Origin of the sequence: Rothia sp. HSID18067 (genome assembly GCF_003989445.1) — a bacterium.
Lineage (GTDB): Bacteria > Actinomycetota > Actinomycetes > Actinomycetales > Micrococcaceae > Rothia > Rothia aeria.
In genome coordinates, this window is sequence record NZ_RBMF01000001.1 from 490476 (window position 1) to 514755 (window position 24280).

At 55.8% G+C, this 24280-nt stretch carries 19 protein-coding genes, 2 tRNA genes and 2 pseudogenes; 17 read left to right on the forward strand and 6 right to left on the reverse strand.

Features of this window, described 5'->3' with window-relative positions:
- The first annotated feature begins 99 nt into the window (after window positions 1–99).
- From D8M23_RS02215 to D8M23_RS02225, 3 genes are all read left to right on the forward strand, one after another.
- Window positions 100–588 (forward strand): ribose-5-phosphate isomerase, encoded by a 489-nt coding sequence (locus D8M23_RS02215; RefSeq protein ID WP_126853447.1) that lies wholly within the window; start codon window positions 100–102, stop codon window positions 586–588.
- A gap of 44 nt (window positions 589–632) precedes the next feature.
- Window positions 633–1517: an Fpg/Nei family DNA glycosylase gene (locus D8M23_RS02220; RefSeq protein ID WP_126853449.1), complete on the forward strand. Its 885-nt coding sequence runs from the start codon at window positions 633–635 to the stop codon at window positions 1515–1517.
- Window positions 1518–1591: 74 nt separating this feature from the next.
- Window positions 1592–1662 (forward strand) — tRNA-Gly (locus D8M23_RS02225).
- Between the two features lie 172 nt (window positions 1663–1834).
- Here the strand turns inward: D8M23_RS02225 and D8M23_RS02230 are convergent.
- Complete coding sequence (locus D8M23_RS02230) at window positions 1835–2020, reverse strand: hypothetical protein (RefSeq protein WP_006887965.1); 186 nt, start codon at window positions 2018–2020, stop codon at window positions 1835–1837.
- A gap of 200 nt (window positions 2021–2220) precedes the next feature.
- Here D8M23_RS02230 and D8M23_RS02235 point away from each other — a divergent pair.
- The 6 genes from D8M23_RS02235 (at window position 2221) to D8M23_RS02260 (ending at window position 7739) form a co-directional block, all read left to right on the forward strand.
- Window positions 2221–2295: transfer RNA gene (locus D8M23_RS02235), tRNA-Pro, on the forward strand.
- A gap of 92 nt (window positions 2296–2387) precedes the next feature.
- On the forward strand, window positions 2388–3692 hold the full coding sequence (gene tig / locus D8M23_RS02240) for a trigger factor (protein WP_006887985.1): 1305 nt from the start codon (window positions 2388–2390) through the stop codon (window positions 3690–3692).
- 295 nt (window positions 3693–3987) lie between these two features.
- The gene (locus tag D8M23_RS02245) at window positions 3988–4626 is read left to right on the forward strand and encodes an ATP-dependent Clp protease proteolytic subunit (RefSeq protein ID WP_006887997.1); all 639 of its coding nucleotides are present in this window, start codon (window positions 3988–3990) and stop codon (window positions 4624–4626) included.
- Window positions 4627–4642: 16 nt separating this feature from the next.
- Entirely contained in the window at window positions 4643–5317 is a 675-nt protein-coding gene (locus tag D8M23_RS02250) for an ATP-dependent Clp protease proteolytic subunit (protein ID WP_126500133.1), read from the forward strand.
- 377 nt (window positions 5318–5694) lie between these two features.
- Complete coding sequence (clpX, locus tag D8M23_RS02255) at window positions 5695–7032, forward strand: ATP-dependent Clp protease ATP-binding subunit ClpX (RefSeq protein ID WP_161971650.1); 1338 nt, start codon at window positions 5695–5697, stop codon at window positions 7030–7032.
- Between the two features lie 71 nt (window positions 7033–7103).
- Window positions 7104–7739, forward strand: a complete 636-nt coding sequence (locus tag D8M23_RS02260; protein ID WP_126853453.1) for a DsbA family protein — start codon at window positions 7104–7106, stop codon at window positions 7737–7739.
- Window positions 7740–7840: 101 nt separating this feature from the next.
- Here the strand turns inward: D8M23_RS02260 and D8M23_RS02265 are convergent, their stop codons facing one another.
- Both D8M23_RS02265 and valS read right to left on the reverse strand, forming a co-directional pair.
- Window positions 7841–9319: an LssY C-terminal domain-containing protein gene (locus D8M23_RS02265; RefSeq protein ID WP_126853455.1), complete on the reverse strand. Its 1479-nt coding sequence runs from the start codon at window positions 9317–9319 to the stop codon at window positions 7841–7843.
- A 117-nt stretch (window positions 9320–9436) separates the two neighbouring features.
- Entirely contained in the window at window positions 9437–12169 is a 2733-nt protein-coding gene (valS, locus tag D8M23_RS02270; protein WP_126853457.1) for a valine--tRNA ligase, read from the reverse strand.
- A gap of 387 nt (window positions 12170–12556) precedes the next feature.
- Here valS and D8M23_RS12345 point away from each other — a divergent pair.
- The 6 genes and pseudogenes from D8M23_RS12345 to D8M23_RS02295 all read left to right on the forward strand — a co-directional run.
- Window positions 12557–13009, forward strand: a pseudogene (locus tag D8M23_RS12345) (HtaA domain-containing protein); the annotation flags it as partial.
- Window positions 13010–13045: 36 nt separating this feature from the next.
- Window positions 13046–13588 (forward strand): annotated as a pseudogene (locus D8M23_RS12350) (S-layer homology domain-containing protein); the annotation flags it as partial.
- Window positions 13589–13815: 227 nt separating this feature from the next.
- Window positions 13816–14103: a hypothetical protein gene (locus D8M23_RS02280; protein WP_006888321.1), complete on the forward strand. Its 288-nt coding sequence runs from the start codon at window positions 13816–13818 to the stop codon at window positions 14101–14103.
- Between the two features lie 464 nt (window positions 14104–14567).
- On the forward strand, window positions 14568–15368 hold the full coding sequence (locus tag D8M23_RS02285) for an SDR family oxidoreductase (RefSeq protein ID WP_039955174.1): 801 nt from the start codon (window positions 14568–14570) through the stop codon (window positions 15366–15368).
- Window positions 15369–15720: 352 nt separating this feature from the next.
- Window positions 15721–16884 (forward strand): S-layer homology domain-containing protein, encoded by a 1164-nt coding sequence (locus D8M23_RS02290; RefSeq protein WP_161971642.1) that lies wholly within the window; start codon window positions 15721–15723, stop codon window positions 16882–16884.
- 103 nt (window positions 16885–16987) lie between these two features.
- Entirely contained in the window at window positions 16988–17722 is a 735-nt protein-coding gene (locus tag D8M23_RS02295; protein ID WP_126853461.1) for a sirohydrochlorin chelatase, read from the forward strand.
- A gap of 133 nt (window positions 17723–17855) precedes the next feature.
- Here the strand turns inward: D8M23_RS02295 and cobA are convergent, their stop codons facing one another.
- A complete protein-coding gene (cobA, locus tag D8M23_RS02300; RefSeq protein WP_126853463.1) occupies window positions 17856–18749 on the reverse strand; it encodes a uroporphyrinogen-III C-methyltransferase in 894 nt (297 codons plus the stop codon).
- Window positions 18750–18759: 10 nt separating this feature from the next.
- Window positions 18760–21447 carry a nitrite reductase large subunit NirB gene (gene nirB / locus D8M23_RS02305; RefSeq protein ID WP_126853465.1) on the reverse strand — a complete coding sequence of 896 codons (2688 nt, stop codon included), beginning with the start codon at window positions 21445–21447 and terminating at the stop codon, window positions 18760–18762.
- A 506-nt stretch (window positions 21448–21953) separates the two neighbouring features.
- Here nirB and nirD point away from each other — a divergent pair.
- On the forward strand, window positions 21954–22292 hold the full coding sequence (gene nirD, locus D8M23_RS02310) for a nitrite reductase small subunit NirD (protein WP_094757895.1): 339 nt from the start codon (window positions 21954–21956) through the stop codon (window positions 22290–22292).
- 301 nt (window positions 22293–22593) lie between these two features.
- Complete coding sequence (locus tag D8M23_RS02315; protein ID WP_126853467.1) at window positions 22594–23676, forward strand: ADP-ribosylglycohydrolase family protein; 1083 nt, start codon at window positions 22594–22596, stop codon at window positions 23674–23676.
- Window position 23677: 1 nt separating this feature from the next.
- Here the strand turns inward: D8M23_RS02315 and D8M23_RS02320 are convergent, their stop codons facing one another.
- The gene (locus D8M23_RS02320; RefSeq protein ID WP_238693733.1) at window positions 23678–24187 is read right to left on the reverse strand and encodes a DUF3995 domain-containing protein; all 510 of its coding nucleotides are present in this window, start codon (window positions 24185–24187) and stop codon (window positions 23678–23680) included.
- Between the last annotated feature and the right edge of the window lie 93 nt (window positions 24188–24280).

The following is a 24280-nucleotide window of genomic DNA, read 5'->3' on the forward strand; positions in this document are numbered from 1 at the left end:
AGTTAATGAGGGCACACCCCGCACCTGCCAGCACCAGCGGCCTGGGGTGAGCATGTCACCAGCAGCCCCGCCGGGCACACAATCATAGGAGAACCTCCCTTGCGCGTACACATCGCCACCGACCACGCCGGTCTGCAGCTGAGCCACTACCTGATTGAGAAACTCACCGCCGCAGGATACGAGATGATCGACCACGGCCCCACCGAATATGACCCGCTGGATGATTACCCCAGCTTCTGCATTAACGCGGCTCTCGCGGTGAAACGTGACCGTGACGCCGGGCTTGATTCTCTTGGCATTGTGCTTGGCGGCTCCGGTAATGGGGAGCAGATGGCGGCTAATAAGGTTGAGGGTATCCGTGCAGCCCTAGCCTGGAACCACAGTACGGCGGCGCTCGCACGCGATCATAATAATGCGCAAGTGGTTGCTGTGGGTGGGCGCCAGCATTCACCGGATGAGGCGTTGGAAATCATTAAAGTTTTCCTCAGCACCCCCTGGAGCGGTGAGGAACGCCACGCCCGTCGTATTGGGCAGCTTGGCGAGTATGAGCAGACCGGGAAGATCTCTGGCAAACATATTGACGAATAAATAAGTCCCGCCCCACTTTTGCCCCTACCGCTAAGGAGAAGCGCGTGCCTGAAGGCCACTCTATTCACCGTATAGCCCGCCAATTCAACGATGTGTTTACCGGGGAGCGGGTGCGTGTTACTAGCCCGCAGGGCCGCTACGCTGAAGGGGCTGCGCTGGTTGATGGGGCACGTATTGCCCAGGCGTTTGCGCACGGTAAGCATCTTTTTGTTGGGTTCGACAACGAATTGACGTTGAACGTGCACCTGGGGATTTATGGCAACTGGAGTTTTGGCGGGGATGAGTCGTTCACGGGCGCCTCAAGTATTGGGGCGCCTCGCAAGATTGGTGAGAAAGAATACAGTGGTGGGGAGCGCCCCGAGTATTCTGGCCCTCCTCAGCCAAAAGCAACTACTCGCTGCCGTATCGTCTCGGAGCATGGCTGGGCTGACCTTGTGGGCCCCACTGTTTGCCGCACTCTCACCCCGGACGAGGTTGCTGTGGTGCGTGGGAAGCTGGGGCCAGATCCGCTGAACGCTGATGCTGACCCGGGGCAGTTCTACCGTGCCGCCGCTAAAAGCAGCCGCCCGATCGGGGTGATTCTCATGGATCAGGCAGCTATTTCCGGGGTGGGTAATATTTTTCGTGCCGAATCGCTGTACCGCCAGAAAATTGACCCGTTACGCCCCGGGAAGACACTCAGTGATGATGAGCTGCACCGCCTGTGGGACGATAATAAGCATCTGCTCACCATTGGTGTGCGTGTGGGCAGAATCATTACCACCGAGCAGCAGGATCGTCCCGGTATCCCTGAAACTGAGGCGTGGCCTGATCACGCAAACTATGTGTATATGCGCCACGGGCAGAAGTGCCCGCGATGCAGTGCCACCATCCGCATGGAAGAAATCGCCGGGCGTAAACTTTACTGGTGCCCTGGGTGCCAGAAATAACTCGTATGTTCGGGGTGGTTTTGGGTAGAACTTGACAGCTTCAAACATATGCCGCTAATCTAAGTGAGTTCTTTGGGGATGTAGCTTAATGGTAAAGCCTCAGTCTTCCAAACTGATGACGCGGGTTCGATTCCCGTCATCCCCTCACTCAAAGAGACCCAAAGGTTTTTACCTTTGGGTCTCTTTGTGCTTTGAGAAGTAGATTAAAAAATACCTGCCCCTGGCTTGGAGCAGGGACGAAGCCGCTGATTTTTGCTAACTTGCTGAAATAACCTGTGACAAGGGCTAATGCCGTTAACGTCAAAGAAACGGGCGGGCTAGATCACCAGCCGCACCCCAAAATTTCCGGGTTCCAGCCCGGTGGCACGGGAGATAGCTTCTGTGGCTGCTAAAAGAATACCGCTAAAGTTAGTTGGCTGCCCGGCTGTTTCTAGCTCAGGCACGTCAACAACCCACCCGGTTCCTTCCCGGTGGGCAATAGCGTCATATGTTTTCAGGTTCATGCTTACCTCCGTGTCTTTATATATGCTATGGCTGAGAGCCTCAAAACACAAGGTCTTAACGTGAGGTTTAATATAAAAACCGTTGTCAGCGGCCTGTTGGGGCCGCTATGGACGCCCAGGAACATAAATATGCGGCCCCTGTTAGGCATTTACCCAAATACCCGCTAAACTTGTGTGTTGGGTATGCGAAAAGTACCTTACGGGGCGTGGCGTAGCTTGGCTAACGCGCCTGCTTTGGGAGCAGGAGATCGCAGGTTCGAATCCTGTCGCCCCGACGGAAATAGGCTCACCCAGTGCCTTTTTCAGACACCATGAGCGGTTCAGAGAACGTTCCGCCACCGAACTACTTACGAGGAGATCAACGGACGTGAAGACCGCCGTCGAGAAGCTCAACCCGACCCTGGCAAAAATTGAGGTCGAGGTTCCTTTCGCTGAGTTCAAGCCTTACCTGGACCGCACCTACAAGAACCTTGCCGAGCAGATTAGCGTCCCCGGTTTCCGCAAGGGCAAGCTGCCTAAGCAGCTGATTGAGCAGCGTGCGGGCTTCGACTATATTGTTGAGGCTTCTCTGAATGAGGCTCTGAACGATTTTTACGCCCAGGCTCTTGGTGAGAATGAACTGTCGCCGCTGGCTCAGCCGGAACTGAACGTGCAGTCTCAGCCCACCGTGCAGGAGCGCGAAGCTGATGTTAAGCTCACCATTGAGGTGACTGTGCGACCCGAGATCGAACTTCCCAAGTATGAGGGGATTGAGGTTGAGGTTGATGACGTTGAGGTAACCGCCGACGACGAGAAGGAAGCCCTTGACGGGCTGCGTGAGCGTTTCGGTTCTTTGAAGACTGTTGAGCGTCCCGCAGCAGATAACGACTTTGTAACCATTGACATTGCGGCCGAAATTGACGGCGAGCAGGTGGACGCTGCCAACGACCTGTCATACCAGATCGGTTCGGGCACCATGCTTGAGGGCATTGATGAGGCCCTGCTGGGCTTGTCGGCTGGTGAGGACGCAACGTTCGAGACCAAGCTTTCTGGTGGGGATCACGCCGGTGAGCAGGCTGTTATTAAGGTGAAGCTTTCCGCTGTGAAGGAGCGTGAACTTCCCGAAGCTGACGACGAGTTCGCTCAGCTGGCCTCTGAGTTCGACACCATTGACGAGCTGAAGGAAGACATTAAGAAGCAGGTCTCCGAGGCTAAGGTCGCCGATCAGGGTTCGCAGGCACGCGATAAGGTGCTGGCTAAGCTCGTTGAGATGGTTGAGATTCCGGTGCCTGAGAAGGTTATTGAGGACCAGTTGGAGCAGCACTTCAACAACCCGAACGCTGAGGCTGACCACGACACTGAGGAGCACCGCGCTGAGGTTCGTGAGAACACCAAGACCGCGTTTAAGAACGAGATGGTGCTTGATGCTATCGCCGACGCCGAAGAGGTTGAGGTTAACCAGAACGAGATGATCGAGTACATCATCACGATGAGCTCCCAGTACGGCATGGACCCGAACCAGTTTGCTCAGATGCTGGATGGCTCCGGCCAGGCGGGTATGCTGGTGGGCGAGGTTCGCCGCTCCAAGGCTTTGGCTGAGGTGCTGAAGAAGGCTGTGGTGAAGGACTCCAAGGGTAACGTTGTGGACCTGTCCTCATACCTTGAGGACAACAAGGAAGAAGAGGCTAAGTAGCGGCCTCGTTACTCCCGCTGGCTGAACAGGCTTAACCTCATATTGTGGGCGCATCCAACCGTTAGGTTTGGGTGCGCCCACAATATTTTAAAACTGCTGGTGAAGAACAATACTTAGCGGGTGGCGCTGGCGCGGGGTCTGTGGCTTCGGCGGGCGTAACCGTTCGCCCTCTGGCGAACTACGGCAAGAACCCGCGCACCAGCAGGGGAAGAGAGGGTATTGTAGTACTCAAGCAAATGTCGCGTATCCCGTAGAGGGGACAGCGCGAGCCTCCTAGTTAAGAAAAAGAGGGAATATGTCAGGCTACATGCCCCTGCCCACTGGATCCGGTAGTGCCGCCGCACGCATGGCATCCACAGCTGTTGGCAGCCAGGAAGACTATGTCTATAATCACCTGCTTAAAGAGCGTATTATTTGGCTCGGCTCTGAGGTGCGTGATTCGAATGCTAACCTGATCTGCTCGCAGATGCTGTTACTTTCGGCTGAGGACCCGAAGGCTGACATCTACCTGTACATTAACTCGCCGGGCGGCTCGGTGACCGCAGGTATGGCTATTTACGACACCATGCAGCTTATCCCGAACGATGTGGTGACAGTGGTGACTGGTATGGCTGCTTCCATGGGGCAGTTTTTGCTAACCGCTGGCACCATTGGTAAGCGTTACGCTACCCCCAATGCGCGTATTCTTATGCACCAGCCTCTGGGCGGTATTGGTGGTACGGCTTCTGATATTCGTACTCAGGCTGAGCTGATTCTTGATATGAAGAAGCGGTTAGCTGAGATCACTGCTGAGCGTACTGGTAAAACCCTTGAAACCATCCTGAAGGATAATGACCGCGATAACTGGTTTACCGCTCAGGAGGGGCTAGATTACGGGTTCTTCGACCATATTGCGACTACTGCCGGTGGACAGTTCGCTCAGGAAAGCAAGTAGGGGAGTAGTAGAAGATATGAATTACCTGCCGAACGATATTGCGCCGCAGATGCCGTCGAACCGGTATGTGCTTCCCAGCTTTGAGGAGCGTACCCCCTACGGGTACAAACGCCAGGACCCGTATGCAAAGCTATTTGAGGATCGCATTATTTTCCTGGGCATTCAGGTGGATGATGCCTCAGCTGATGATATTATGGCGCAGCTGCTGGTGCTGGAAGCGCAGGACCCGGATCGGGATATTACCCTGTACATTAACTCGCCCGGTGGCTCGTTCACCGCGATGACCGCTATCTATGACACCATGCAGTATATTCGCCCCGAGATTCAGACCGTGTGCCTGGGGCAGGCGGCCTCGGCTGCGGCTGTACTTTTGGCCGCTGGTACTCCGGGTAAGCGTCTTGCGCTGCCGAACGCCCGCGTGCTTATCCACCAACCGGCACTGAGCGGGCAGCAGGGTGGACAAGCATCTGACCTGGAAATCCATGCTAATGAAGTGATGCGTATGCGTGAGTGGACCGCTAAGACTTTGGCGCTGCATGCCGGGAAGACCTATGAGGATGTCGACCGCTCCATTGAACGCGATAACATCCTGACTGCCTCTGCCGCGTTGGAGTACGGCCTGATCGATAAGGTACTAGACTCGCGTAAGCTTAACAAACCTGCGATTAACACCCCTGAGTCTTACACCTAGAAGCTAACCCCCGGTTTTTATGCGGGGAACTGCTGACCGTGTTAAACGTGAGGGCGGCGGTCTACCTAGTAGAGCTGGGTAGGCCGCCGTCCTTATGCGTACTGTCCGCATAAGAATCACGCCGGTCTTTGAGGTAAGGCCCGTGTAACATCACTGGACACAAACGGGGACTATGCTTCAACTGCACATGCCATGTTTTCGCTCGCAGAAGTTTAAACTCGTCACATTTCGCAATCTTCGTCATACTCACCGATAATCTACCGTAAGAGGTTCAATGACACCTCGGCGTCTGCGTTCCTGAATAATCTGCGGTAGCCTTGTAAAAGGCCCGCTGCGTACTAGGTTCGCGTGCTGTAATGGGCCTACGACGGAAAGGGATGCCCGTGGATACATTCGACACCTCACCAGGGGTACGGTGTTCGTTTTGCGATAAGCCGCGCACACCCGCGCGTAAAGTCGTGATCGGTCCCAACGTAAATATTTGCAACGAGTGTGTGGGGCTGTGCAACGATATTCTCGAAGAAGAGACGAAACGCGAGACAGCCCCCAAGGTTCGGTCGCAGCGGACTCTCGCTACGCCCCGCGAGATTTTTGATCACCTACAGGACTATGTGGTGGGCCAAGAGGACGCCAAACGCACCCTGGCGGTGGCCGTCTACAACCATTACAAACGCATCCAAGAGTCGGATAACCCGCTATTGTCTTCGCGCACCCTTGCTGCGAGCCTGGGGGAGCAGATTGACCTGGGTAAATCGAATATCCTCATGATTGGGCCCACCGGGTGCGGTAAAACCTACCTGGCCCAGTCGCTTGCTAAAAAGCTAGACGTACCTTGTGCCCTCGTGGACGCAACCACTCTCACCGAAGCGGGGTATGTGGGGGATGATGTTGAAAACATTCTGCTGCGCCTGATTAACGCCGCTGACGGGGATGTAAAAAAGGCCGAACGCGGCATTATTTACATTGACGAAATCGACAAGATCGCGCGTAAAGGCGAGAACATGTCAATCACCCGTGACGTCTCGGGTGAGGGCGTGCAGCAGGCGCTTTTGAAAATTATTGAAGGAACCGTTGCGGGGGTGCCGCCCGAGGGAGGGCGTAAACACCCCACACAGACCACCTTAGAGATTGACACGTCACATATTTTGTTCATCGTCGCGGGCGCTTTCGACGGGCTTCAGGAACGCGTGGCCTCACGCACAGCCCCCGCAGGGATCGGGTTCGGCGCGGAACTGGAGACCGGAAAAAATACTGGCTCATACCTGAACGATCTAACCCCCGACGATTTGGCACACTACGGGCTGATCCCAGAGCTGATTGGCCGCCTGCCCGTAGTAACCACACTGCAGCAACTCACTGAGGAGGAGCTGTACCAGGTACTCACCGAGCCGAAGAATGCGCTCATGAAACAATACAAACACCTGTTCGCCCTAGACGACGTAGACCTCATGTTTGAGGAAGAAGCAATACGGATAATCGCCCACCGCGCTGCCGAACGAAACAGCGGCGCACGCGGGCTGCGGGCCATGATGGAAAGCATTCTGCTGCCCATCATGTTCGACATTCCTGATCGTGACGATATTACCGCTGTGGTGATTACGGAGGCAGCAGCCAGGGGAGAAAGCGAACCTGCGTATGTGCTGGAGGCCATTGAGAAGCCCGCGAAACCGCGCACTCGCAAGAGCAGCACCGCGGCAAAGAAAAAGGCCGCCTAAAGGGCGAGGTCTGCATAAGTGCCCCAACGATGGGGCGCCAACGAAGCTGATACAGAAGAAAGGAAAATCCTGTGACAACTACCGTCGATTTTTGGTTTGATCCCACCTGCCCGTGGTGCTGGATTACTTCCCGCTGGATTGGGGAAGTGCAGAAAGTCCGTGATATTCAGGTGCTTTGGCGCCCATTTTCCCTGTCAGTGCTGAATGAGGGACGTGACCTTGACCCCGGTTACCGTGCCATGATGGATAACGCCTGGGGTCCGGCCCGAGTGGTGGCCGCTGCCGCCCAGCTGCACGGCAATGATGCGCTGAAGCCTCTCTACGACGCGCTGGGCGAGCAGATCCACCACCAGAAGAACACCGCACAAGGCGATAAATACCTGCCCGCTATTGAGGCTGCCCTGGCGGAGGCGAAACTTCCCGCAGAACTGGTGAACTATGCGACCACTGACGAATACGATAAGCCGCTGCGTGCATCAGTAGCGCAGGCCCTTGAGAAGGTTGGCGACGATGTGGGTGTTCCGCTCATTGCCATTGACGGTGTAGCGTTTTTCGGCCCTGTGCTCTCACCCTCACCCCGTGGGGAAGAGGCCGGTAAAGTGTTTGATGGTGCCGTGGCGCTGGCCTCATACCCGGGGTTCTTTGAGCTCAAACGCACCCGTACGGTCGGTCCTATCTTCCACGGCGAAGACGGTGACGCCCAGTAGTCACACCACAGTGCTTTACGAATAGGGGCGGGGTGCCCACCGGTTATGGTGGGCACCCCGCCCCTATGCTCTTATAAATATGCGCCGGCAAGGGGACGTGGCTACTGATGGATTGCCTTGCGACGTACTTTTTCGCGGATCTTCTCCAAGTTACGCAGCCTAAAGTTGCGGGAGGCAGTGTAATCCACGGCAGCGTCCGAGGTGAACCCGAGCATCGCAAACACCGCCACGCCCAACTGGAAGAACAGGGAGCTGATTGTCAACGCCTCACCAGCCGCAAATACTGAGGCAGCTTGGGCTGCGAAGCCGACCACCAGCAGAAGCAGCACCATCCGCCGTGCCTTCGACGAACCCCGCAGAGTAGCCCACAGCATAAACATGTGTATAGACTCAAAAATAACCACCACTGCTATGGCCGCAACCAACGTAAAAATCATGAACGTATCACCTTCCGGCCCGTCCAGCACCTGAACCATTGCGGTATCCGAGCCCTGACCCGTCAAATTCGACACCAGTTCGTGGCGGTTCGCCACCGTCAATATCGAAGTGACTAGCTCAGCCACACTCGAAATCACCAGCATCAGCGACGCCGTTAACAGTACAATCGGCAGCTTCTCAGCAATATCGTGCGCACTGGTAAGACGCACATCTAGGGCTTCCGCATCCTGCCGCTCAAGCCCCTCGTTCCGCAGGGTCACAATCGGTAAAGCACCATCCGTCACAATGGTGTCGCCCCCGCCGTTACGCGCGTGATAGCCGGTCGAGAAATCCTTAATCACCTCAACCTCAGTCTGCGGGTAGGCGTACTGAATAGACTCCACAATATAGTCACGCTCAAAATCAGTCTGCGCGTCAATACGGTGGGTCACCTGCAGGGTGAAGAAACTAAACCCCACCCCCGAATCGTAGGTTCCGGCGGCCAGCCAGTCCACCCGGTGGCCACCGGGCAGAAGCCACCCATCGGGGGTTTTCCAGAACCGCACATGGTGGCGTTTCTTAGGGTTTCCATCAACCTCTTGCTGGTAGGCAAAGGACTGTACACGCCCAAAAATTTTCAGCGGAGAAACCGGGGCCTCCGCATACGAGCGGCGGGTAAGTGTCGATACCACAATTTTCCATGATGACGCCAAGGTCACTTCGTCGGCGCGGGTCCAGCCTGCGTTCAACATGGCCTGGTGAATCTGCTCTTCAGTACCAATCAGCCCCAGGTTCACGGGATCACCCAGCAGACCGTCAGAGGTTCGGGTGCGGCCAATAAAATAATCCGGCACATAGATGCGGCTCATAATCGCGTGGAAACGCGGTAGTGTCAGATAGGCGGTGAACCCCCAGAACACGAGCGCCAACAGCAGGCCCCACCACGAGTGAGTAAAACTTGAGGTTAGCAGCATAATGGTCAGCACCAGTGAGGCGACGCCCGCAAAAATGAAAAACGCCGTATCCGTAAACCCTGTCCAGAAGCTCTTGGGCACAATATCCTGATACTCGCCACGGTGCTCAAGATCACCACGGTACACCGGCGGTCCGGCAGGTGCAGGTTCGGGCACGGCACCGTCAGAATCGCCTTGGGCGGTAGTCATGAGCGGCTCCTGTCTCTTAGGCTGTCGGGGTTACAGTATGGGGCATAAAAGCGCCGAAGCACCGGGACGTAAAACCCCGATACTTCGGCACTTTATCATGTATCACTTGCGGGTGTGCTACTGTTCGGTGTTCTCAGGCACCAGCTCAAAACCGCTGACCGTGAGCTCACCCTCAGACTCAACGAACACCAGTTCGTGGGCGTTCGCTGCCGCTTTCAAGTCATCCAGCCCCAGTGTAATACGCCCCAACTTCTGGGCGGGGGCATTCACCTGGGCGGTCTTCACCTCGGCACGCTGCTTCACCTTGCGGTCGCTCTTCTCCTTACGCAGACGCCCCAGGGCCTCAGCAACATCGGGAAGAATCTGCTTGAGGTTTTCAATCTGATCGGGGTTCACATCAGCGAGCACCCACTGCGCCGAAATACCGGCGGTCGGGTTATTCGCGCTGTAATCCGCCAGCAGAGCACCCTCAAGAACCGGCAGAGCCTGCGGCCAAGGTGCGCGGTGCACACTGCCCGCGCGCCACCACGACCAAATCTCTTCGGTCACAAACGGCAGGAAAGGCGCGAAGAGCCGCAGCAGCGCATCCAGGGTGGTGGCGAGAGCCGCCAACACGGAAGCCTGCTCGGTCTCACCGCGAGCACCGTAGGCACGATCCTTAATGAGCTCCACGAAATCGTCGGTGAAAGACCAGAAGAAGCTCTCCGCAATCTGGAGGGCACGAGCGTACTCGTATTTCTCAAAAGCTGCCGTTGCTTCCTCAACCAAGTAGGCTAGGCGCACAAGCAGAGAACGGTCCAGCGCATTCGTGAGAACCCGCCCCTGCGCCTGTGAGGTAATCACCGATTTCTCAGTAGCACCCAAATTCAGCACGAACTTTGAGGCATTGAGAAGTTTAATCGCTAGGCGGCGGCCGATCTTCATCTGACCTTCGTCATAGGCGGTATCAGCACCCAAACGAGCCGAAGCCGCCCAATAACGTACCGCATCCGAACCGTATTTATCGAGCACATCGTGCGGGACAACAACATTGCCCTTAGACTTCGACATTTTCTTGCGGTCGGGGTCAAGAATCCATCCCGACAGCGCGGTATTGTGCCAAGGCACAGAGGACGCCAGGGTCTCGGCGCGCACAGCGGTGGAGAAGAGCCAGGTACGAATAATATCGTGTCCCTGCGGGCGAAGATCCATCGGGAAGGTCTTTGCGTGCAGCTCAGGATCTGTGGCCCAGCCGGTCGCGATTTGCGGGGTGAGTGAAGAAGTAGCCCAGGTATCGAGAACATCTGGATCGGCAATAAATCCGCCGGGCATACCACGCTGGTCTTCCGAATATCCGGGGGCAGTCTGCGAGGCCGGGTCCACCGGAAGCATATCCTCAGTCGGCAGAATCGGGTTCTCATAATCCGGCTCACCCTCGGGATCAAGCGGGTACCACAGCGGGAACGGAACGCCGAAGAAACGCTGACGGGAGATCAGCCAGTCGCCGTTAAGACCTTCCACCCAGTTTTCGTAGCGGCTGCGCATAAAGGAAGGAACCCAGTTGATTTCGCGTCCGCGCTCAATGAGCTTTTCGCGGCGCTCGGCGTCGCGACCACCGTTGCGAATATACCACTGGCGTGAAGCCACGATCTCAAGGGGCTTATCGCCTTTCTCATAGAACTTGACGGGGTGCTTAATTTTTTTTGGCTCACCCTCCATCTCGCCAGCTTCGACAAGCATCTCAACTACGGTCTTCTGACCGGTAAAGACGGTGGTGCCCGCCATACGTTCGTAGCGTTCGCGGCCTTCGGCAGAGGTAATCCATTCGGGAGTTTCGCGGGAGAAACGGCCGTCACGCCCGATGAGGGCACGGGTCGGAAGCTGCAATTCGCGCCACCAGGTAACGTCGGTGGTATCGCCGAAGGTACAGATCATGGCGATACCTGCCCCCTTATCGGGCTGGGCCAGCGGATGTGCTTTCACCTCAACCTCAACACCGAATAGGGGAGAAGTCACCTTCGTGCCGAAGAGCGGCTGATACCGTTCATCATCGGGATGCGCCACCAGCGCCACGCAGGAAGGCAGCAGCTCGGGGCGGGTGGTTTCAATCCAGACTTTTTCGCCGTTTTCGCGGTGGAAACTAATACGGTGGTAGGCGCCGTCGCGTTCCTTATCTTCAAGCTCGGCCTGCGCTACGGCGGTTCGGAAGGTAACGTCCCACATGGTCGGTGCCTCCGCCATGTAGGCGTTGCCTGCCTCAAGGTCTTTGAGGAATGCAAGCTGCGAGACTTTGCGTGAATGTGCATCTATGGTGCGGTAGGTGTGGGACCAGTCGACGGAAAGCCCCAGGGTTGTGAAAAGATGCTCGAAAACTTTCTCGTCTTCAACAGCGAGTTCTTCACACAGCTCGATGAAGTTATTGCGTGAAATACGCGGCCATTTTGCCTGGCTGCGGTCGGGTTTGGGCGAGCCATCGGCCTTGAGCGGAATCAGCTGGCGAAAATCTGGGTTATCGGGAACGGAAGGGTCGCACAGCACACCGTAGTAGTTCTGTACGCGACGTTCGGTGGGCAGGCCGTTATCATCCCAGCCCAAAGGATAGAAGACATTCTTACCGCTCATACGCTGGTAGCGGGCGATGACGTCGGTTTGAGTGTAGGAGAACATGTGCCCCACATGGAGCGAGCCGGATGCGGTCGGCGGTGGGGTATCAATCGAATAGACCTGTTCGCGCGTCGTGTTCTCGTCGAAGGCATAGGTTTTCTGCTGTGCCCAGCGCTCGGAGAGTTTCTCTTCGAGGCCTTCGAGCGCGGGACGATCAGGAACGTTAATCTGTGCGGGCGAGTCTGAGCCCTGAGTATTTTCAGCCATAGGGGCTATTTTCTCACATTTAGTAGGTGGCAGCAGGCAAAACCACGCACCCTGCTGCAGGCTTCGGCTGTGGGGCCTGTGAACCGCACCTTCAAGCAGCAGTGCAAGAAAATAAGCAGTACCACTTTATTTAGAAAATAGGATAACCTTAGTATCTAGCTGTGATGCGCTAAATCAGCGACCGTGACAGCGCACCATCATGTCGAAGGAGATTTTTCTGTGATTATTAGAGCGCAACGTCCTGCTGCCCTGCTGGTAGCAGCAGCCTTGAGCGTAAGTACACTCGCCACCGTACCCGCGGCAACCGCCGTTGAGCAGGCCCCTGCGGCGGTTGTGACCGATGCAGTTAACCCCGCCGCGAATTCCCAGGTGGTTCAGAACGCCACCATGAACTGGGGACTGAAAAAGTCCTTCCGTGATTACCTGGCCAAGCCTGCGGTTGGCTCACGTATCGAGACTACCAACGGTCTGGCGCGTAATGCTGACGGCACCTTTAAATGGTCTGCGGGCACCGGCACCTACCAGAATGGGTCTGGCACTATCAATTTCCCCGGCACTCTGCATATCACCGGCCACCACGGGAAACTTGATATGACTTTCACAAACGTCCGTTTGCAGTTGAACGGGCGCGAAGGCAAGCTTATCCTTGACGGTTCCTCACTAGATATGCAGGGCAATAATCACGTGTTTAAAGACACCGAGTTTGCTACCGTCGACACCAGCTCGGTTCGCGTGAACGGATCCACACTCACCCTCAATAATGCCGCTGTAACCCTCACCCCGGCGGGTGCTCAAGCATTCTCCGGGTTCTATAACAAAGCCGAGGAATACAGGTTTGACCCGCTTACTGTAAACGCCGGGCTGCGGGGAACTCATGCAGTGTTCTCAGATGTTCCTGAGGGGGCCGCCTTCTACACGGAAATCCAGTGGTTCGCCCAGCAGAAGATCACCACCGGGTATCCAGACGGCACGTTCCGTCCGCAGGGAAATGTTGAACGTGGCGCGATGGCTGCTTTCTTCTACCGCATGGCGGGCTCACCCAAATACACCGCACCGGCCACCTCAAAATTTAGTGATGTTCCCACCACCCACCCCTTCTACAAGGAAATCTCGTGGATGCGTGATCAAGGCATCACCACCGGCTACCCTGATGGTACGTTCCGTCCCAATGCGCCTGTAAACCGTGACGCAATGGCGGCGTTCTTCTACCGCGCCGCTGGCTCACCCGCGTACTTAGCGCCCGCCCAGTCCCCGTTTGCAGATGTTTCTACCAACAACCAGTTCTATAAAGAAATTGCTTGGCTTGCCGACCGGAAGATTAGCACCGGCTGGCCCGATAAAACCTATCGCCCGGGCAACGCCATTAATCGTGACGCAATGGCTGCTTTCATCTACCGATACAAGCACCTGAACCGCTAGCAAATAGAGAACGCACAAAGAATCTGCACGTATTGGGGCGGCGTTTCACTTTTGGGTGGGCCGCCGCCCTCTGAAGAAGCCGCAGCATCACAAGAATAAGAGGAGAACGCCTGATAGTAGGGGAGCTGTGTAGAAAATCTGGGTGATGGTGGTTGCATCTCTTCCGCCAGCTACAGAAAGAGGCGTAGGATTAAGGTATCTGCCGGGACAACGTAAGGGGGTTCCCTATGTATAGTTTCGAAATTACGCTACTTATCGTACATGCAGCAATTGTTGGTTTCTGCCTGTGGCATCTGACCACACGCACCCGCTATAGCGAAGCTCGCCTAAATTTCGTACTACCGCTTATTCTGTTTGTGCCGGGCACTGGGCTTCTCTACCTATTGGCTGCTCGGGCCGGTACTGTACCTCCAGATTCTACTAAAACCGGAAGCAGCTCACGGCATTTTGAGCATCGCTTGGGGTTCCGTGACGGGGAACGCTCCAAATGGGGTCTGCCGCGCCGTAAAAAGTAACCCAGACCGTTAGTTGGCAGGTGTACCCTGTGCACTTTTGCGGGGGCGAAGTTTCTCTCAAAAGTCCTAATGATATGGATAACTGGTTTAGCTATTTAAATTTTTTTTGGGACATCAAAGAGGTTTTAGCAGATACATTTAAATGAGTTTATAACCAACACTGAATCTTGGTGGAAATGGGAGTATAAAAAATACAGCCCATACCATCTGAAATGTCTATTTCAGTTTTAGGATGTACGCCTATAAAAGCGCAAAAGGCGCACATATTTCGCCCTATACTGTTGACTGAAGACGCCCAGATCTTGAAACACTCTAATTCATAATCTCACTCACATCTGCAAAAATCCCCACACATTTTCCCACCTCAGTGTTTAGTGGCGCACGCTTTATGCGGTGAGTATAAAAATCACTATTAGGCGTGTAATATTCTGCGCCACACAACCACCGGCTGTACCCTTAAAAGCATGATGGAACCTACACCTATGCCCGCAAACCCTTTCGCCCCCAACTCACAAGCCGGTAAAGTTGCTGTTGTTACCGGTGCTTCTAGCGGCATAGGCCGCGCCACCGTCCAACAGCTCACCGCCACCGGCTGGAACGTGTATGCTCTAGCCCGCCGCGCAGAACGTCTCGCGATTCTTGAAGCCGAAACCGGTGCGCACCCTGTTACCTGCGATGTCACTGATGAAGCCGCCGTAAGGGCCGCGGCCAAGAACATCCTCGCTGAAACCGGTGGTCGTGTGAATGCTCTCGTCAATATTGCCGGGGGAGCGATTGGCCTTGACCGCGTGGCTGACGGCAGCCCGGAAGACTACCTGGCCATGTACCGGGTTAACGTGCTCGGTATCCTCAATACTGTGCGGGCCTTCATTCCGGCACTACGTGCCAGCGGTGAAGGGAGCATCCTTAACCTCACCTCAACCGCAGCAGAAGGCGGCTACGAAGGAGGGGCGGGGTACAATGCCGCCAAATTCGGTGCGCGCGGTTTGACTGAGGCCCTGCGCCTTGAAGAAGCCGACAATAACCTGCGGGTGATTGAGATCCGCCCCGGCATGGTGCACACCGAAGAGTTCTCCCTCAATAGGCTCGGCTCAGCTGAGATGGCTGCAAAAGTGTATGAAGGAGTTGAGAAACCCCTGGTGGCCGAAGACGTTGCCCAAACCGTCGTGTTCGCCCTGAACGTTCCTCACCATGTGAACCTTGATTGTATTACCCTGCGCCCCGTTGCGCAGGCCAGCCAGTTCAAGGTTATCCGTAATAAATAGGCCGTACCCACGGCCCCAGTCACGGGCCTGCGGCGGCGAATTCATGGCGCTGCCACAGGCCCGTTTTATGCGTAAAGCTACTAAAAGATATCAAAAATTGAGATTATTGTAACAAAAATGCTGGAATCCTCACATCCGGTGCACGGAAAACCATCACGCGCATTATTCTTGAAATGTCACCGGTACGACCGTATGCCCCGCACACAGGCACTACAGCATACCTAAAAACTGAACTGCAGCGCGCGGAGTATACACTAACACAAAGAGGTTACGCACCATGCGCTACACTACATATGCCAACATCCAGCACAACCATACTGGAGTATTACACAGACGCGGTCACCGTATCTGTATGGCGACCGCCGCTGTACTCCTTGCCGCAAGCACCAGCATCCTCACACCCACACCACTACTGGCATCCCCCACCCAGCAGGTACCGGCCCCAGCGGCCCAGGCTGCCACAACAAACAACGACCACGCTATTACTAACGGCACGATCGACTGGGGAGTGATGCCCGCCCTCCGCGAGTACGCCTCCAACCCTTACGTTTCAGCAGTATTGGACCTCACCGATGTCACCCATAATGACAAAGGCGAATTCATCTGGAAGAACGGTACAGGCAGCTACACCAACGGGTCAGGAACAATCATGATTCCAGGTGTACTCAGCCTGCGCAGCAACCACAGCCAACTCAATATGCGTTTTAGCCGTGTACGGATAACCATCGGTGACGGTGGAGCCTCCGGCAAAATCACCCTCGACGCAACCATTTCCACACTAGATGGGCAGCGTAAAACCTACACAAACGTGGATTTCGCCACCATTAATACCGAGAACCTCAAAGTGGCTGATGGACGCATAAGCCTCGACAAAGCCCCACTGACCATGACCGACGACGGCGCTCGCATCTTTGACGGCACCCAACTGCTGCCACAAAACCGGGAGCTAGACCCGATCACCTTTAACGCCCCACTGACACACTCCACATTCTCCGATGTTCCGGCCGGGTCACACCTGCAACCAGAAATTGAATGGTTAGCGGCGAGTGGTATCACCACCGGCTACCCCAACGGAACCTACCACCCCCATGAGAGCGTGGAACGGGCCGCTGTTGCAGCCTATTTCTATCGCCTAGCTGGCTCGCCCGCTGTGACGCTGCCCCAAGAATCCCCATTCATTGATGTGCCCACCGATCACCCCTTTTACAAAGAAATTGTGTGGCTGCACCGCCGCGGCATCACCACCGGTTACCCCGATGGTACGTTCCGCCCCAATGCGCCTATAAACCGTGATGCGCTGGCGGCATTCTTCTACCGTGCCGCGCAGGAGCCAGACTATACGCCGCCAGCGACCTCACCCTTTACCGACATGGCTCCACATGACGGGTTCTATAAAGAAATTGCTTGGATGCACAGCCAGAATATTGCGCACGGCTGGCCTGATCGTACCTTCCGTCCGCTGCAGCCTGTGCAACGTGACGCGATGGCTGCATTCATCTACCGTATGGTTCGATAACAGTCCTGCGCCCCTTTTCACGCCGAAACCTGAGGGATACACGGTAAAGGACCAGTCTACCTTTACGGGTGCCTGCCAGTTGTCTTCTCAGTAGAATCGAGATATGAAAACCATACATATTTTGGCCACTGCGCACGGCACCGACTCTGCTGAAGGTCGCGCTGCCATCAACCTAGTTCGCGTCGAACTGGACGATATGCTGAGAGCTCACGGCGGCTCTCAGCATACGCAGTATCAGGTACACGAGGCGTATGTCGATGTGCAATCCCCAAACGTGGATGAGGCAGCGCTTGCGTTACCCAAAGAAGAGCTGTGCGTTATCGTCCCGATTCTGCTCTCAACAGGGTTCCACACGCAGGTTGATCTGCGGCGCGCTGCCAAAAATAGTGGTATTGCACAGGTGCGTATCGCTGAACCTTTGGGGCCAGATGCCTCCCTGGCCGCGTTACAGAGGGCACGCCTAGAGCAGGCAGGCTGGTCGCCGGGGGCCGGGATGGTGGTGCAGGGGTCGGCGGGATCTTCCCGGCAAGATGGCAGGGAGGATATGAGCCAGGCCGCAGCGCTGCTTGAAGCTGAACTGGGGGAACCGGTACGTAACAGCTTCGTAGCCGCCATAGACCCGAAACTGGCGGATCTGGCCGAGACAGAACAGCCAAGCTTCGCATCCCCCTATCTTCTGGCAGAGGGTTTTTTCGCGGGAAAGATGCGCCGTGATATTGAACGTGTCAGCCCCGGCACAACCGTCGCAGCTCCGCTGGTGAACTCGCATGATACGGCCTCAGCCCGTATTATTGCCGCGTGTGCACTGAACCGTGTGATGGAAGCGCTCAGAAATTAGCCGCAGAGGCACAAAGAGGCATGCAGAAGCCCCCGCCACTGGAAACCAGGACATCCAGTAGGCGGGGGCTTCTTCCACAACGGCCACACCCTAAAACGGATGCGCCGAAGGCAGATACGAGCACCTAAACGGGCTATGAGGTGCTTTGCGCCCTGAGCTTTTCGTGCACTTCACTCACGAATTGTTGCTGGTCATCGCGGGCGTAGTACACCACCTCTCCGATAACGGTAATAGCCGGAGCTTTTACTTCCGCACAGTCTCGCCCGGAGTTTTCGAGAGTGGTGATTGTAACTCGTTCAGCGTCGGAATAGCCGTTCTCTATGGTTGCCATAGGGGTATCGGCGCTTATCCCGTGCGCAGTCAGTGCAGCAACGGTATCAGGGAGGGTGCGCACACCCATGAGAAGCACCACGGTGCCATTAGCCCGCAGGGTTGCCACAAGGGTATTCACTTCGGCCTCGTTCAAACCAGAGTGCCCAGAGACCACCGTAAAAATGGACGATACCTTCCGCAAGGTCACGGGAATAGCCGCACGTGCCGGAACCGCTACTGCGCTGGTAATACCGGGGATAACCTCAGCATCAACCCCAGCCGCGATACACGCATCTAGCTCTTCTGCCCCACGCCCATAGACGTATGGGTCACCACCCTTGAGCCGTACCACGGTTTTACCCGCGAGTGCATAATCAATCATGAGCTGCTGGATACGTGACTGCGGCACCGCGTGTTTGCCAGGCACCTTACCCACATCAACGATAAGAGCGTTTGGGGAGTACTTGGCAAATTCTTGCGGGGCTAAATGGTCCAGCAGCACCACATCGGCTTCACCGAGCGCTCGGACGGCACGTAGAGTCAGCAAATCGAGAGCACCGGGACCGCCCCCGGCGATGTACACCTTACCGGGTACATCTGCCCGGGAGCTTGGAACTAAAGGCGCGTCTTGAGCAACACCCGCCGGAATATTGGCTAGAACCTCATCTATCGTCGCAAATTCGCGCGGTGGAAACGGCGGAATTTTAGGTGACATGGGCGGGTCCTTATGCGTTCGCTGGAACAGGATTATGCGCGCTGGGTGGGCCGACTGGGATTTTCGCTCCCGTCACCAGCACGGTATTGCCTTCGCCCTTCTCGGCGGCAGCAATTTCCTCGGGTGTTGCTGGGCGGATCTGCTCACGTTCAAGAACAAACAGGTGCGCTGCCTCATCGCTGCCGTCGGGCTCGTTGATGAAGGCGCGGAAGCGGCGCAGACGGCGTTCGTCTTTGAGGGTGGCAGCCCATTCGTCCTGGTAAGAATCCACGTGGCGCTGCATATCTCGTTCCAGGTCCTCGCAGACTCCCAAAGAATCTTCGATGAGTACGGATTGCAGATGAGCTAAACCATCACCGTGCTCTTCGTCAAGGTCTTCGAGCCATCGGGCGGTGCGCTGTAGCTTATCCGCTGTGCGGATGTAGTACATGAGGTAGCGGTCGATGTAACGAACAACTTCTTCACTGGAGGCATCTTTGACGAACAGACGACCGTGAGCGGGGTTCGCGCCGCCATTACCGCCCAGATATAGGTTCCAGCCGTTGGTGGTGGCGATCAGGCCCACGTCTTTGCCCTGTGCTTCAGCACATTCACGGTTACAGCCGGAGACACCGAACTTGAACTTGTGAGGTGAACGCAGGCCGCGGTAGCGATTCTCCAGCTCGACGGCCATACCCACCGAGTCTTGAACGCCGTAGCGGCACCAGGTTGAGCCGAGGCAGGATTTAACGTTACGCAGCGACTTACCGTATGCCTGACCGGACTCGAATCCGGCGTTGACAAGACGTTCCCAAATGTAGGGCAGCTGCTCCAGCCGGGCACCGAACATACCGATACGCTGGGCACCGGTGATCTTGACGTAGAGGTTGAACTCGTCCGCAACGGCGGCAATGACGGCCAGTTTCTTAGCGGGAATTTCACCTGCGGGGATGCGTGGCACAACCGAGTAGGTGCCGTTCTTCTGCATGTTTGCCAGGGCACGGTCGTTGGTTTCCTGTATTCCACCGCGACCGGCATCGAGCACGTAGGAGTTGCGGAAAGATGAAAGGATTGAGGCGACCGTCGGCTTGCAGATAGCGCAGCCGTCACCGCCGTGCCCGAAGCGTGCAATGACCGAATCGAAGTCGTCGAGGTTGGTCAGGCGTACCGCTTCCGCAAGCTCTGCACGGGAGAAGTCGAAGTGCTCGCACAGCGCCTTGGAGACGGTCATACCCATCTTTTTCATCTGCTGTTCGAGGGTTTTCTGCAGCATGGGCACACAGGAGCCGCACTGGGTACCAGCCGTGGTGCATGCCTTCAGTGCTGGTACGTCGTGGTTGCCGTCAACCACTGCCTGACGGACTTCGCCGAAGCTAATGTTGTTGCACGAGCAGAGAATGGCATCGTCGGGCAGCTCGGTATCGGGAATACCGTCGCCGCCTCCCGCTGCGGTGAGGTACACATTGGGCTCAGCCGGAAGTTCTCGCCCCAGCAGCGGTTTGAGGGAATCGAAAGGAGCGGTATCTCCCACGAAAACACCGCCGAGGAGGGTCTTGGCGTCGCCGCTGGTCACGATCTTCTGGTACATGCCGCGCGCGGGGTCTGCGAAGAGAATTTCGAGGCAGCCTTCCGTGGTGCCGCGGCGGTCACCAAAGCCAGCGACCTGTACACCCGAGAACTTAAGTTTCGTGGCGATATCGAACTCTTCGACCTGAGCATCTTCGTTGCCGTTGAGCAGATTCTTGGCGACCGCATCTGCCATTGCGTTGGCGGGGGCAACCAGACCCCAGGTTCGTCCAAGTACGCAGGCTACTTCACCGATAGCCCAGATATGCTCATCGCTTGTGTGGCACGCATTATTGACGAGAATACCGCCGCGTTCGCCAGTCTCTAGTCCAGCGGTGCGTGCCAGCTCATCGTTGGGGCGAATACCCGCAGCGAAGACCACGAGGTCTGCATCAATCTGGTGAATAACGGCTTCGTCCGAGGTGGAATCTGCTACGGAAACCGAGATAACCTCGCCTGAGGCATCTTTGTTGATAGCGGATATGAACGCACCGGTCTCGATGTCGATCCCGGTTGCTTTGATCTGGGCGTTGACCGCGTAACCGCCGCCCTGATCGACCTCCACGGAGAGAAGCCACGGGGCAACATCGAGGATGGTGGGTTCGGCACCAAGGTCTTTGAGACCTTCTGCGGCTTCCAGCCCGAGAAGGCCTCCGCCGACAACAATACCGCGCGGTGCGCGCCCAAGTTTAGTCTGCAACCGTTCAACTTCGGAGACCATGTTTTTAACATCGTCTGCGGTGCGGAATACATGGGCGCAATCTGCGTTAGGAATCGGAATGCGCACCGCACTTGAACCGGTAGCGAATACAAGCACATCGTAGGGGTAGTCTACGCCGTCTGAACCTTTAACAACGTGCGAGTCACGGTTGAGTGATTCGCCACGGGTATTGTTAACCAGGTTGATCGTGGACTCGTCCCAGAGCGCTGGGTCGCCAAGGGTAAGGTCTTTGTCGGTATCTTTAAAAAGCTGTTCGATAGCAACGCGGTCGTACGGAATATACGGTTCATCATTGAGAACGGTAATGGTGTCAGAGGCGCGTCCAGCGTCCTGAGCGCCTTCATGATAGGCACGTACGAAACGCCACGCGGCGGGGCCTGCGCCAACAACGAGTATATTACGGCCTGATGTTGCAGTGGTGTGCTGCGACATGTTTTTCCTTCCTGGTTTTATGGTGCGTGTGACTGCGGCAGGCGCGCCCACTGGGGTTGCCGTCCTAGTATGCGGGAGTACCAATGTTCGGCATGGAGTAAACCACAGCGAGTGTGGGAATGTGTGGTTTTCTCGGGGGTGTCTGCGTCTCCATAGAGGTCACGACTTTATATTACACATAACGCAGGTGAGAAAGGTGTCTTTAGTGCTGTTTTGAAACAAAATTTCTATAAAAAATCCTTGATTTTGTGCGGAAATATTGGGTGTTTCTGACCCTAAGAAGAAAGAGGTTTAGGTAAGGCTAAACTAGCTGGAAAATAGGGTGATGGGTACTTTTGCAAGCTAACGGGAGTCATATTTTTTTATGTTGTGTTTTTGGTGTAAACTCCAAATGTCGCACATATCTTATGCTGTCCTGCTGGCTTGCTAAGAATCCCGCTGAAATTTACTGGTAGCGGTGTACTCTATATAAGCTGCGCGGGGCAAGCTGATAGGAAGGAAACCTCATGGGCACACAGGCTCCCGAATCCCTCTCTACCCGCATCTGCACTGAAACTGACCTCGAAGAGAACTGGGGCGAAGTTGCTCTTGTGGAAGGTCATCAGTACGCAATCTTCAAAACTAAGCACGGCTACTACGCCTGCGACCACCTCGACCCTAATAGCGGTGCCCTCGTTATTGCCCGCGGCATTGTGGGGGAGAAGGACGGGCACCCAACCATCACCTCCCCTCTGTATAAAGAGGTGTATGACCTCACCACCGGTGAATGCGTCTCGGGTGCTGATTACACGATTGGCGTGTACCCCCTAGAAGTACGTGACGGCGAGGTTTTTCTCATTCACTAAAACGTTCACGGCACCTACCGGAAACTCAATAATGCATATACCTTCACTGCCGAGGTAAAACCGTGCACGTGCGGCTAGTAGACGAGGCGAAATACAATGGCGTAGAAGCCGCAGGGCCTAAATCCCTGCTGTTCACCCACCTGCCCGAACGGATGTGCGTTACGGCGCGCATGTGGTTTGGTGAGTGATAGGCGCTGCTAGCCGCACTGTGCATATCTTTTTGCCCCGCTTTACCTTGCGCGTTTTTAAGCGAGTGACGATAAAGTGGTAGATAATAACACCGTTTAAGTAGGGGGTGCCCGTGACAGAGCAGAGCGTAAACACCGGGGAACGCGAAAGCCGTATTCGCGGTATGGTCTACGGGTTGGCTCTGGGGGATGCCCTAGGGTACCCCGTAGAATTTGAGAATGCCCCAGTCGTCACGGGGATCAGCGGAACACTCATCATTAGTGACGATACCCAAATGAGCCTGCATAATGTGGCGGCCCTCCAACAGATAGTGCGGGCATACGGCCATAAGCTGCGTTCACCGCGGCTCGATACAGGATTTCACAATGCTGCCCGCCGTGCCTTCCTTGACGAATATGTGCTCTTCGGGACTAGCAAACATAATAATCGGGCACCCGGCAACGCCTGCATGAGCTCCATTAATAACTACCGCAAGAATCCGGCTATTGCACTTACCGGCAAAGAACCCGCCTACGGGAACGACAGCAAAGGCAACGGAACAATCATGCGCTCCGGCTGGCTGGGGGCGCTACCGTTCGACCGGGAAACGGCAACAGTGCTGAGCATACTCCAATCCGAAACTACACACGAGCATATGCTCGCCGCAGTCTCGGCCGCGTTTTTCACCAACCTTACGCATCGTATCCTGAGCGGGCAGCTGGTGCGGCGGGAACAGATTTTTACGGCCGCCACCATTATTTGCGGTGAACTGCAGAACCTTGTTGAAGGGACACCCTTTGCGTACCTGCAGCCAGGCATAATGCTCGTACAGCAGGCGGTGAATAATATTGAGCTGTCGTGGGCAGACCTCATCTGCGCACTGCAGGGCGGAAGAAACCCTAACGCCTTTTTCGGTGAAGGCTGGGTGGCTGAAGAAGCCCTCTTTAACGTTCTGGGAGTTTTTAGCGCTTTCAGAAGCCCGAAAGATGGCATACTGGCGCTGGTGAATACCCCCGGAGATTCTGACACGATTGCGGCAATTGGTGGGTGCCTGTACGGGGCTTTCTGGGGGTATGAGACGCTCTGCACAGCTTTTGATCGAGACATAGAGCGGGAGCTTGAGCCACTGTACCAACCTGCACTGGCAGAAGCTGTGCATCTTCTCAATGCCGGTGTGCAGACCCTTGCGGCGGCAGATACGCTCAGTATCCCCTGACTTAGGCTGCCGATACTTTCTGGCGGCGGGCGCGCGAGACGAATAACGCCCCGCACAGCAGCAGTCCCCACATGAGGAAAAGGGGACTCCACAAGTAGGTGTGCCCCGCGATGATTGGATGATCCAGGGAAGCTTTGCCAGTTACTACACGCTGCCACCCCGTAAAAGTTCCACGGCCGCCCCAGCCTATAAGCACTATAGAGCCCACCCAAGAAACAATGCGAACCCACGCGTGCGCGGGTGGTCGTAGATGGTCTATAAGCGGCACAAGTGCGCCCGTAACTTTGGCGATAAACACGGCCGCCAGTAAAAACCGCACCGGCACGTTACCCTCTTGCTGTAGCTTGACAGCCATTGGCCCCACGGTATCTAACAGCCACATCCCGCCGCACATCCAGTAAAAACTGGGTGCGGCGTGCAATAAACCTGCGATGGCGGCCCCAATAAATAGTGGTGTGCCGGGAGGTTTCGTGCGGGTTTTCTCCATGCCATACAGTTTAGAAGTCGTCACCTCTTCCTGCTAGAGGGAAACATAAGTATTGTCATAAAAGCAATTTATGTATCATACCCCCAAAAATATTGCTAAGCTTAAGCTAAGTAGGAT

Excerpts from the sequence above, each read along its gene's own strand:
- nirB (WP_126853465.1), bottom strand. The coding sequence starts at position 21,447 with ATGTCGCAGCACACCACTGCAACATCAGGCCGTAATATACTCGTTGTT.
- D8M23_RS02230 (WP_006887965.1), bottom strand. The coding sequence starts at position 2,020 with ATGAACCTGAAAACATATGACGCTATTGCCCACCGGGAAGGAACCGGG.
- D8M23_RS02250 (WP_126500133.1), top strand. The coding sequence starts at position 4,643 with ATGAATTACCTGCCGAACGATATTGCGCCGCAGATGCCGTCGAACCGG.
- nirD (WP_094757895.1), top strand. The coding sequence starts at position 21,954 with ATGGGCACACAGGCTCCCGAATCCCTCTCTACCCGCATCTGCACTGAA.
- clpX (WP_161971650.1), top strand. The coding sequence starts at position 5,695 with ATGCCCGTGGATACATTCGACACCTCACCAGGGGTACGGTGTTCGTTT.
- D8M23_RS02290 (WP_161971642.1), top strand. The coding sequence starts at position 15,721 with ATGGCGACCGCCGCTGTACTCCTTGCCGCAAGCACCAGCATCCTCACA.
- D8M23_RS02245 (WP_006887997.1), top strand. The coding sequence starts at position 3,988 with ATGTCAGGCTACATGCCCCTGCCCACTGGATCCGGTAGTGCCGCCGCA.
- D8M23_RS02265 (WP_126853455.1), bottom strand. The coding sequence starts at position 9,319 with ATGACTACCGCCCAAGGCGATTCTGACGGTGCCGTGCCCGAACCTGCA.
- cobA (WP_126853463.1), bottom strand. The coding sequence starts at position 18,749 with ATGTCACCTAAAATTCCGCCGTTTCCACCGCGCGAATTTGCGACGATA.
- D8M23_RS02285 (WP_039955174.1), top strand. The coding sequence starts at position 14,568 with ATGATGGAACCTACACCTATGCCCGCAAACCCTTTCGCCCCCAACTCA.
- valS (WP_126853457.1), bottom strand. The coding sequence starts at position 12,169 with ATGGCTGAAAATACTCAGGGCTCAGACTCGCCCGCACAGATTAACGTT.
- D8M23_RS02295 (WP_126853461.1), top strand. The coding sequence starts at position 16,988 with ATGAAAACCATACATATTTTGGCCACTGCGCACGGCACCGACTCTGCT.
- D8M23_RS02280 (WP_006888321.1), top strand. The coding sequence starts at position 13,816 with ATGTATAGTTTCGAAATTACGCTACTTATCGTACATGCAGCAATTGTT.